Source organism: Bradyrhizobium genosp. SA-3, assembly GCF_004212635.1.
Lineage (GTDB): Bacteria > Pseudomonadota > Alphaproteobacteria > Rhizobiales > Xanthobacteraceae > Bradyrhizobium.
Window position 1 is genome coordinate 61079 of the sequence record NZ_PSRT01000030.1, and the last position, 9739, is coordinate 70817.

11 protein-coding genes and 2 pseudogenes are annotated in these 9739 nt (G+C 60.9%); 5 read left to right on the forward strand and 8 right to left on the reverse strand.

Annotated elements, in window-relative coordinates:
* Nucleotides 1-51: 51 nt before the first annotated feature.
* The 4 genes from CWO91_RS12975 to CWO91_RS12990 form a co-directional block, all read right to left on the reverse strand.
* A complete protein-coding gene (locus CWO91_RS12975; RefSeq protein WP_130213801.1) occupies nucleotides 52-912 on the reverse strand; it encodes an alpha/beta hydrolase in 861 nt (286 codons plus the stop codon).
* Nucleotides 913-1567: 655 nt separating this feature from the next.
* Entirely contained in the window at nucleotides 1568-2425 is an 858-nt protein-coding gene (locus CWO91_RS12980; protein ID WP_433995556.1) for a carbohydrate ABC transporter permease, read from the reverse strand.
* Between the two features lie 92 nt (nucleotides 2426-2517).
* Nucleotides 2518-3618: a carbohydrate ABC transporter permease gene (locus CWO91_RS12985; protein ID WP_245471232.1), complete on the reverse strand. Its 1101-nt coding sequence runs from the start codon at nucleotides 3616-3618 to the stop codon at nucleotides 2518-2520.
* Between the two features lie 116 nt (nucleotides 3619-3734).
* Nucleotides 3735-5360: an extracellular solute-binding protein gene (locus CWO91_RS12990; RefSeq protein ID WP_130213817.1), complete on the reverse strand. Its 1626-nt coding sequence runs from the start codon at nucleotides 5358-5360 to the stop codon at nucleotides 3735-3737.
* A gap of 15 nt (nucleotides 5361-5375) precedes the next feature.
* Between CWO91_RS12990 and CWO91_RS12995 the strand changes: the two genes are divergently transcribed.
* Complete coding sequence (locus tag CWO91_RS12995) at nucleotides 5376-5576, forward strand: hypothetical protein (RefSeq protein WP_130213803.1); 201 nt, start codon at nucleotides 5376-5378, stop codon at nucleotides 5574-5576.
* Nucleotides 5577-5720: 144 nt separating this feature from the next.
* On the opposite strand, the gene CWO91_RS44225 is transcribed toward CWO91_RS12995, so the two are convergent.
* Together CWO91_RS44225 and CWO91_RS45420 are read right to left on the reverse strand one after the other, a co-directional pair.
* Entirely contained in the window at nucleotides 5721-6173 is a 453-nt protein-coding gene (locus tag CWO91_RS44225; RefSeq protein WP_130213804.1) for an RbsD/FucU family protein, read from the reverse strand.
* A 201-nt stretch (nucleotides 6174-6374) separates the two neighbouring features.
* Nucleotides 6375-6449 (reverse strand): annotated as a pseudogene (locus CWO91_RS45420) (hypothetical protein); the annotation flags it as partial.
* Nucleotides 6450-6573: 124 nt separating this feature from the next.
* Between CWO91_RS45420 and CWO91_RS13010 the strand changes: the two are divergent.
* A complete protein-coding gene (locus CWO91_RS13010) occupies nucleotides 6574-6861 on the forward strand; it encodes a DUF3833 family protein (protein WP_349643575.1) in 288 nt (95 codons plus the stop codon).
* A 237-nt stretch (nucleotides 6862-7098) separates the two neighbouring features.
* Here the strand turns inward: CWO91_RS13010 and CWO91_RS13015 are convergent, their stop codons facing one another.
* Entirely contained in the window at nucleotides 7099-7518 is a 420-nt protein-coding gene (locus CWO91_RS13015; RefSeq protein WP_130213805.1) for a hypothetical protein, read from the reverse strand.
* 11 nt (nucleotides 7519-7529) lie between these two features.
* Nucleotides 7530-7751: a hypothetical protein gene (locus tag CWO91_RS13020; RefSeq protein ID WP_130213806.1), complete on the reverse strand. Its 222-nt coding sequence runs from the start codon at nucleotides 7749-7751 to the stop codon at nucleotides 7530-7532.
* 123 nt (nucleotides 7752-7874) lie between these two features.
* Between CWO91_RS13020 and CWO91_RS13025 the strand changes: the two genes are divergently transcribed.
* From CWO91_RS13025 to CWO91_RS44230, 3 genes and pseudogenes are all read left to right on the forward strand, one after another.
* Nucleotides 7875-8204: a hypothetical protein gene (locus CWO91_RS13025; protein ID WP_130213807.1), complete on the forward strand. Its 330-nt coding sequence runs from the start codon at nucleotides 7875-7877 to the stop codon at nucleotides 8202-8204.
* Between the two features lie 698 nt (nucleotides 8205-8902).
* Complete coding sequence (locus CWO91_RS13030) at nucleotides 8903-9097, forward strand: hypothetical protein (protein WP_130213808.1); 195 nt, start codon at nucleotides 8903-8905, stop codon at nucleotides 9095-9097.
* A 65-nt stretch (nucleotides 9098-9162) separates the two neighbouring features.
* Nucleotides 9163-9511 (forward strand): annotated as a pseudogene (locus tag CWO91_RS44230) (hypothetical protein).
* The last annotated feature ends 228 nt before the right edge of the window (nucleotides 9512-9739 follow it).

Genomic DNA, 9739 nt, shown 5'->3' on the forward strand with positions numbered 1-9739 from the left:
TCTTTGAAAACAACGGCACTCTACTGTGCATGGGGTTGTTTTCGCGTTTTTTTAGTCCAGCAACCGGCGGACGCCGTCGACGAGGACCCCGTCTGGCCGCCGCAGGGCCTCGAGAATGGTGAAATGGTCGGCGCCGTCAACCGGAATGAGCTTGCCGGGCGCCTTCGCCGCCGCGCGCTTGTCGTGGAGATTGATGGAATCGTAAACGAGCGCCGGCAGCTCGTTGCTGCCATAGGCGATGTCGAGCCGCTTCGGTGTGACGGGCAGGCGCAGCGGCGATAGCGCGGCGATTTCCTCATCCGTCAGCTTCAGCGCGTTGTTGAGGCCGGTATCGCGGATTGGTGCGAGCTCGTACACGCCTGAGATCGCCAGTCCCGCATGGACCCTCGGATGGTCTAGCGCCATCGCTACGAGATGGGCGCCGGCGGACCAACCCGACAAGACGACCGGTCCAGCAACGCCATAGGACGCGCCATTTGCGGCAAGCCAGTCGAGCGCGCGCGGGACTTCAGCGACGATGTTGGTGAGGGACACCTCCGGCGCCAGCGAATAGCCGGGAATGGCAACCGACCAGCCATGGGCGGCGATGCCTTCGACGAGCATGGCGAACAATTCGCGCGAATTGCGCTGCCAATAGCCGCCATGCAGGAACACCAGGCATGGCGCCTCAGGCCTGGCGGCCGGATAGAGATCGATCTTGTTGTTCGCCCGCTGACCGTAAGCCAGATCGAGATGGGATTTCAGCGTGCCTCGCAGCCGGCTAGAGGCTTCGTTCCGTTCGGCAATCAGGGCCGCGCTGTTCTTGACGGCCGCGTTGTTGTCATAGGCGGCGTCGCGTTCTGCCTGGGACAGCCCGGACCATGCGGAACGGGGATCGAGCGGCCGACCTGTCGAATGAGCATTCTCAACCATAATCACTCCGATGCGGCCCCTGGATGGCGCCCTTGTCCAATTTGGGCCGGCTATTCACCGACAATTGAGGTGCTGGACCAGCCGTGTCCCGATTGGACAAGGCAGCCTCGGACCATGCCATGCGCACGCCACGCAAAATGCTGGTTCGGGTGCGACGGCACCTCCATGCTGTCGGCTGTGAAAGAATAGCCATTTGAATTCGCAAGACTATCGTTTTTCCGTGGCACCCATGATGGATTGGAGCGAGAGTTCAGGTTCTTCAAGTAGTTAGTAGGCGGCGTGTGCACGACGTGTGCACCGGGAGATCAAAGAAAATCTCATCACAGTCAATGTGAGCGGGCGTTTGGAGTAAGGGGGCCGCCTTCAGTTGCGGTGCTCGACCAAAACTCGGAGCAAACGGATGACGGCGGGCAGGCGCCGACGGCAACCTGTGTTCTTCGACGTTGGAAACGTCATTGCCCGCCGCACAATCGGGGAACTCAGCCGATCCAACTTAGAACGAATAATATAGTGTGAGGCGGTAGCGCTCCCCAAAACCACGATTGTCCGCCAAGAAAATGCGATCTTCTGCGCGGTCACCGCGCTCCTGTAGCACTCAGCCGTACTGTCGCCCGACCGAGTTCGCAACGCGGTTGGGCCCGGGCTTGATCTCCGGCTACTTTCCGGCTCCTGTAGTCAAGCCGCTGACGATGTAGCGCTCAAGGAAAATGCCAACCAGGACGAGCGGTGCGATCGCCGCGGTCGACAGCGCCGCCATCGACCACCAATTGATGCCTTGCGAGCCAGTCTGGCTCGCCACCATAACGGGGAGCGTCTTCGCGTCGGTGCTCGTCAACAGCGCCGCGAAGAAATATTCGTTCCAGCACAGCACCAGGGAGAGAATGAATGCGGCCATCATTCCGGGGACAGCGAGCGGCAGAATGATCCGCAAGAAGGCGCCCCAGGTCGACAGGCCGTCCACGAAGGCGGCTTCGTCGAGCTCGATCGGAATCGCATTGAACTGATCGCGCATGATCCAGATGACGATCGGAAGCACGGTCAGCGTGTAAAGCAAGACAAGGCCAAGTCGTGTGTCGAGCAGGGCCAATGCCTTGTAGAGGACGAGGAACGGCAGCGCGAGCACGACCGGCGGCAGGATCAGCTGGGACATGAAGAAGAACAGGATGTCATCGTTGCGCATCCAGGCGAACTTGTAGCGGAAGCGGCTCAGGCCGTAGGCCGCCAGAGATCCGAGGATCAGTGCCAGCAATGATGCGCCGACGGAGGTGATGATGCTGTTGACGAACCGATTCACGAATTCGGAGCGTGCCGTAGAGGTTCCGAACAGTGTATCTGGCGACAGGCCGAGCGAGCGCCATCCCTTCCAGTCCGGCTGAAAATCGACCCAGGGAACCAAGTGGGCTTGCGTCACATCGACCGCCGATTTGAACGACGTCGTGACGGTCCAGTAGATCGGGAACAGGCAGATAATCGTCCAGAACAGGAGTGCTGCGTAGATCAGTACGCGGCTCAGCGTCCGCTTTGCGCGGGGGGCCGCCGGACGCCTCTGAACGGGCTTCAATGCCAAGGTCGATCTAGTCAATCGAGAAACTCCGTTTGGAAGCCCTAGACGACCTTCTGCGTCCAGCGCTTGGACAGGCGCAACAGGACGGTCAGGAGCACGATGATCATAAGCAGGTAAACCATAGCGAGCGCCGTGCCATATCCGACGTTCGAGCGGTCGCGGTAGACGCGGTAGATGAAGCTCGACACCGTGTCGGTTGCGCCTCCCGGCCCGCCAGCGGTGACGTTGATCACGAGGTCGGCGAGCTTCAGCTTGAAGATGATGCGGATAATGAGGACGGTGATGCTCACCGGCAGCATGATCGGAAACGTGACGTGCCAGAACGACTGCCAGCCATTCGCGCCGTCGACCTTGGCCGCCTCCTGCACCTCCTTCGGCATCGCCTGCAGGCCTGCGAGAAGGATGATCATGATAAAGGGGATCGACACCCACGCGTCCATCACCTGGATGCTGAAGCGCGCCATCCACGGCGAGGCGAAGAATGCCGGGTTGTCCCAGCCGAGATAGCGCGCCAGCGTCGCCGCCGGTCCGAAGCGATATTCCATCAGCGACTTGCCGATCATCCAGCTCACGGCGACGGGGCTGAGCATCATCGGCAGCAGGAAGACCACGCGGAAGAATTTTCGCGCGCGGATCTCGGCGCTGAGCAAGAGCGCCAGTCCGAACGCAATCGCGTATTCGCCGAGTACCGCGGCGGTGTAAAAGACCATGTTGCCGAGCGCATTCCAGTAATAGGTGTCGTTCAGCATGCCCCTGACATTGTCGAAGCCGCTGAAACGCGGACCTTCGATCGAGCTCAGATTCCAGTCGAGAGAGGCGATATAGATCCCGAAGATCGTCGGGAAGATCACGACGGCGACGGTGAAGAACACTGCCGGCAGCAGGAACAGCGCGCGCTGGCCACGCTCGCCGCGGGTCAGAACTTGTCCGACGCCAAACGCAACGGCCCAGACGAGATAGGCGATGAGGATCGGCCGCCAATCGGAAAATCCGGCAGTCATCGCGCCGGTCGTATGCAAGATCTGAATAAGGAGGACGAGCAGGAAGCCGAGAGACGCGAGCAGGACGAGCGCGCGGCCGGCGATCTTCCTGCTGCCGCGTACGCGCTTCGCCGCAGGCTGGTAGTGCAGGTCGTCGCTCACGGGTACGGAATTCTGCATCGAGATGAGCCGAATGCTGTGCCGGCTCTGTGGCCCGGCAAGTCTTCGGCTGGCGCCGGAGGCGCCAGCCGAAGGTGGATGGCTTCGTACAGGCGTCGCTATACCCCGAGAGAGGCCTTGTAGAGCCCGATCTGCCGCTCGCGGCCGATCTGGTCGGTCAGCTTCTCCCAGGCGGCGGCGATGTTGTTCGCGCCGGTTTGCGCGTCAACCTTGCCGGCGAAGATCTTGGTGAGCTCGTCTTCCGCGATGCTGTAATACTGGAAGATGCCGGGGATGCGCGGCTCCACGGCGCGGTTTGGATGATTGTAGGAGGCGAGCTGCGAGTTCAGGTAGGAGGTGATGTATTTGCGGTCGTAGCCCGCCGCCACCCATTCGTCGTACTGGAAGTGGCTGGTGCGGTGAGCCTGGAAGCCCGAAGGATACATCACCATCCAAAGCGACAGATCCTTGCCGCCGAGATGCGCAGCTGCGCTCCACGCCGCCTTGTGCTTCTTCTCGTCGCCATTGACGCGGGCCATCACATAGACGCCCCAGCCGAGATAGGCGCAGTTCGGCGCATGGTTCGGGCCGCTCGAGAGCTTGTCCCACTTTCCGGTCTTGGAGTTGTAGACATCGTCCGAGCCCGGCAGGATGTCGAAGGCGACGACGTCGCCGATTACGGAGGTGTCGCTCGCCTTCGCCACCTGGCCGATGTCGCCCCACCAGGGGATCATCGAGCCGATGCCGGCCAGAAATTGCTGGAAGCCGGTGGTGTTCGGATCGGCATTGAGCTGATCGGCAGGTTCAAATGGCAGCGCGTCAATCACGTCTTGGATGGCGCGGACCCAGGCCGGATTGTTGATGCGCGGCTTCATCGTGTCGATGTCGAACAGCCAGGCCTTGTCGTCGGGATGCTTGGCATAGGCCGAGGCGCGGCTGCCGAGGAAATAGAAGCCGAACCCGCCCCAGGGCTTTGGCGCGTCGAGATAGCCGAACGCGTTCTGGTTCTTTATCTTCTTGCCCTTGAGGAATTTCGTCACCGCCTGCACCTGCTGCCAGGTTTTTGGCACGCCCCAGTCGGTCGAATTTCCCGCGTCCTTCCAGGCCTTGGCAAGGGTTGGGTCGGAGAAGACGTCGGTGCGGTAGTTGAAGTTGTGGCAATCGCCGTCGATGGTGACCCGATAAGTCTTGCCGTTCCAAGTTCCAACCGGCGGCTTCAGGTAATCGACATAATCGTCAACATCTATCTGGTTCTTGACCCAGTCCGGCATCTCCGACGCCAGTCCCTTGCCACAGACGTCGCCCTCGAACGGCGCTCCCATCTCGAGGATGTCGAAGTCGACCGTGCCGGTCGCGATCGCCTGTTGCAGGCGTGGGTTGTAGTCGGCCTGCGCCAGATCAATCCAGGATATCCTTGCGCCCGTATAGGCTTCCCATGGCTTCAGGAAGCCACGGAAGAGGAGGTTGTGCAGGTTCTGATTGTTGAGCCCCATGAAGGAGAGTTCGACGCCCTTGAACTCGCCTTCCTTGACGCTCGCCTTGGTCGGACCGAGGCAGAGCTCACCGACTTTCTGCCAGTCGGCATCCGTCGGCGCACCCTTGCCGACACCCGGGATTTGGGTGATCTGCGCGCGCAGATTGGCTTGCGCGAGCGCGAGTCCCGAGAACGTGCCGAGCGCGCCGCTCGTGCCCAACGCTGCGGCACTTGCCGCACCCTTCAGCACAGTGCGCCGGTTCGGCTGCATTGCGGAATGCCGATCATGATCTTGCTGTTTCACCGCGATACCCTCCCTTTTGACTTTCTTGATGTGAAGTCTGAAGCGCCGGAGCACATCGAGGCCTGGGCTCAGGATTTCGATGTCGTCGTGATGGGGTCAAAGAGGCCGCGCCGAGTATGCAACGGCGCACTCCAAAGTCAACGAAAGCAAGCAAGCCTGAAGCTGTTGACGATATCGACGTGAATGACGATGTGATACCGCGCTGCAAGACGAATGATCAGCCGAGATGACGTGCAGCGTCGACGGCGTTCACGGCGAGCGCGAACGCGTTGGTTCCCGAGCGGCATCGGTCGGGCCCCCGACGTATAGAGCGCCGTCGGGGCTCGATTAGGCGTCGGGCGGAATGACGCCCTTCTTGAAGATAAAGCAGCCGTAGAAGCGCCGTTCGCCGGTCTGAATCACGCAATAGGATTTCTTGGCGAGTTCATAGAAGACAAATCGCTCGACCGATCCCATAGGAAAGGAGCGTCCTTCTGCTGCATCGATTGCGGCCTGAACTTCGCGCTGCACCTCGGGGATTTCGTCGGGCTGGCCGACGATCTCCATGCGCGACGCCGGCTTGTCGACAAAACTGTCGAGCGGTAACACCGACAGGATCGCGCGCGCGGCGCGTCCAGCGCTGACATTGTCGATGCGTAACAACCGGCCCAGGACGGTCTCGCGGGCGACGGAGTCGGCGGGGAAATTGGTGTCGCAGAGGACGAGATCGTCGCCGTGACCCATGGACCGCAGGGCATAGAGTACATCTGCATTGAGAAGAGGGTCGATCGATTTCAGCATGGAGTCTCCCTTGACGCGATCAGAGTTGCTTGGATTGATTGGACTATCCAACGTGGCGGCACCGTCGTCCATACCGACGTGAGCAAATTCCAGGCATCCATGTTTCTCGGCATCGATCACGTCTGCGACCGTGGGTTCGCGAAGCCCCGCTTCGAGAAACTCGACGTCCTGCTCGACGGTGCCGCCACTTATGCCGACGCCAGCGACGAGCTGGCCGTCGACAGCCAGCGGCGCTCCGCCCCCCATCGAGCAAAACCGACCACCCGCGACCCCCATCAGAGGAAACAGCGCCTGTCCGGGCTGTACGTCGGACTACTGAAGCGCGCAACAATTGCTGGTCACGGCGAACTAGATGCGGACACTGATACAGTGCTGTTCATCGAGGCATATACATTTGACGATGGACATAGCGACACTCTTCATTGGACGATCCGAAAGGGTGAGGAAGGCATGCAAGTACACCGGCTTGGAAAACCGACTGGAAGGTGAGGCCATTGGGGAGCAAGCCGGTTGTGCATTCCATTGGAAATACACGCGCGATACACCGCAAGGGGACGGTAAATCGTTCAAGCTGAATTTCGACCATTGGTTTTATGGAATCGATGAACGAGCTTGCATAGTCCGCGGCCGTGCTGGCTGTGCTGGCATCCCGTTTGCGACGGCGCACGTCACTTACCGTAAGCTTTAGCTTCGCTGGTTTCCGCCACTGCCACAGGCGAGAGCAGTGAGGGGCTCAGGGAAGATCGAACCGCGAGCGCAGGTTGTCGGCAACTGGGGGCGGACGTCTCCGGGTATGGAGTACGCCGCGCATGGCCCAACGGCGGCGTAGTCCTGGCGATACTGTAGAGATTGATCTCGCGTCGCGGTCAAGCGGCAGCAAAGAAGCCCGCGCCAAGCCGCCGCGGAAAACGAGCGACGTGAGCCCTTACCCGAGCGGCCGTGCTTGCCTGAAATGGAAACCGTTGGGCGCGAACCTCCGGGCCAAACTGCGCACTTCACCCTGGCATGTTTCCAGCGCGATCTTCTGTGCGAGCATGACATCTCCTATCGGCAGAGCGCCGATCGGCATGAAACACAATCCCACCTGTTGGCGACCTCTCTCGTCGATCTGGCACACGTTAACCGAGGCCCCGGCGTGGATCCTGTATCGCATTCCGCTGTCGCTCCCGATCACCTCGAAGTAGCCCTTCCTGGCAAACTGCTCCCGCTGCGCCGACGACAGCCATTCCCGCAAGAGCCGCAGCGACCGGCCCTCCGGTGTGCCCTCGGCGCCGTGCCTGATGAAGAGCGCTCTCGCCGCTTTCATTCGGGAGCGGCCGCCCCGCGACGGTTGAAAGCCGAACATGACTGTTCCAGTTATCCGCCGACCAACCTGGGGAAGAAGACAGTTTCCTTCGCAGTCGGGTCGAACGATCTGATCTGCGAGACCTGACCTGGGCCGGTGCGGACCGCCGCGGTGAAGCCGGCATTGGTGAGTTCGTAGAACCGCTGCTCCGCTCTTGCCAGTTCTTGTGCGTCGTCCTCATTGAAATAATTTCGGCGGTCGCCGCTGCGGTCCATCACGATCTGGATTGCCATGATCGTCCTCCTCGGATTGCTGGTGGCCAAGGACCTCAATCGAGTATCCGGCCGAAGTCGTAGAATTTCAAGAGGTCGTTGCAACGGCGGACTGGCCAGAATCGACGCAAAGGGCGGGGGATTATGGGCAAATCGATCGCGCCCATCACCAGTGTCAAGGCCGCGCAAGCATCTACCCGTGCAAAATACCTCTCGGCCGGCGAAGGAGATGCCGATGCCGATGAAAGTAGCGCCGGTATGGCAGTGCAGGACTTCACGGAGGTCCTGATCAGTGACCAGTTTTGGCAGCCTCCCTTCCTTGGCGCCAACCGCGCTGCGGCTCTTGTGCAGATCGTCCTGATCAAGCCGAATGCCTTTCCTTTCCGCGAGCGCGCGAAGCCGCTCGAGGTTGGCCGCGGACCCGTCGCGCGCAGTACCGCGGCTTCAAGTATCGTAAATCAGCGACGCTTTTGATAGGCAGGCGTCATTCCAACTAGACAGTCCGAGACGGAAAAAGACCGCCCAAAGGCGGTCTTTTCAGTTAACGCGCCGGGCCAAAATAGATCGGGATCAAAGATACACGGCCCAGTGTGATTTCAAGCTAACCATCATCCAACGAGCGCTGCCTCACAAAAATGATTGCAGTTCTGAAATGGAAAGAGTGCGCTTTGCCACTTGGGAACGCGCCGGCGCTCACGGTGGCCTTGGCTTATTCGAGGCCAAAAAATGGCTCCAGTTGTGGACTGGAGCCGTCACCTTCCTGACGAGCGCTTCCGACGTCGGGGGCTCAAGCTTCGGAAATGCTTCATTCTGCGCTGCGCTTTTCCGATGTCGTCAATGTTTCGAGCCGACGCACCCAAAAAGTCGGACGATTGCGCTGTCATCAAAGTCAAACACGGACATATCACTCGAATCCGCGAAGCATCACGGACTGTAGTGGTTGTGAAATAACCCGAAGGAACGCAATGGAGAAAGTGCGACACTTGCGCGATGCGTTCTGTAGCGTCATGACAGCAGACGTCCACCGCCGATCTGCAAGCCGCGATTTGCGAGTACGTGTGATAGTCGCCTGTCAGATTTCAAGGTCCCGTTGCCAAGACCTGCCGGCGGTGTAAAGTCGGTACGTTTCAAGCCGAAGCATTGCCCGACTAGCCTTTCTGCTGGGGGGTTCCATGTTCGACACCGCCACCACCGCGCTTTTGCGGGCGGTCCTAGACGAGGTTTGCGGCAGCGTTTCCCGTTCCGCGACTGGCACCCGTGCTCATGTGGCCTCGAAGATTTTGGAAGCGGCCACCAGAGGCGAGACGTCGCCGGACGGCCTCAGGCAGGTCGGCCACAAAGCTCTTTCGGAAGCGCCGACCATGTAGCGCTAGTCGCGTGAGGGCGAACGGTCCTGAAAATACTGGTGAGTTATCCGGACGGCTTCGCCGTGATGGCGGATCTCAAGCGTGACATGGCGATCCTGGCGACCAGCGGGCGAGACTGGGCCGAACGCACAAAACGGTTGGCTTCTCGCGTGCCGGGTTTGGACGTGTTTTCGCAAGGTCTCGTCGAACGCCTGAACGGGTGGCTGGCGCATCACCGACAAGGGGCGGGACGTGCTCGAGTTCATGGAAGCCCGCCCCAGCAAGCCGGAGGCGCAGCCGGTCGAGGCGACGGTGCCGGAACCGCCGAAATCCGCAACGCCTCTGCGATCTCCGGCCGAAGCTCGCCGGCGCCGGCGCGAGCGCCGTCAGCGTAGACGCGCCGGCCGAGAACGAACCCGGGCTAACGCCTCATAGGCGAGCCCGTCGAAACCTGGGGGCAGCGCTCCGGACGGCTGGATCGCCCGACCGGCCGCGCAAATCGCTGCTGCAGTGCAGCTAATCCTTGCCCCGGCCACTACCGCGAAAGGGGTCTTGGAGACGCTTCGCGCGATCGCGCGGCCGAGAAGCTGGCCCGGGTCGCGGGGTGCGCCGCAGCCGTGGCGCTGCCGTCGGTCGGGTGCGGGAGATTTCCGGAAGGCAAAG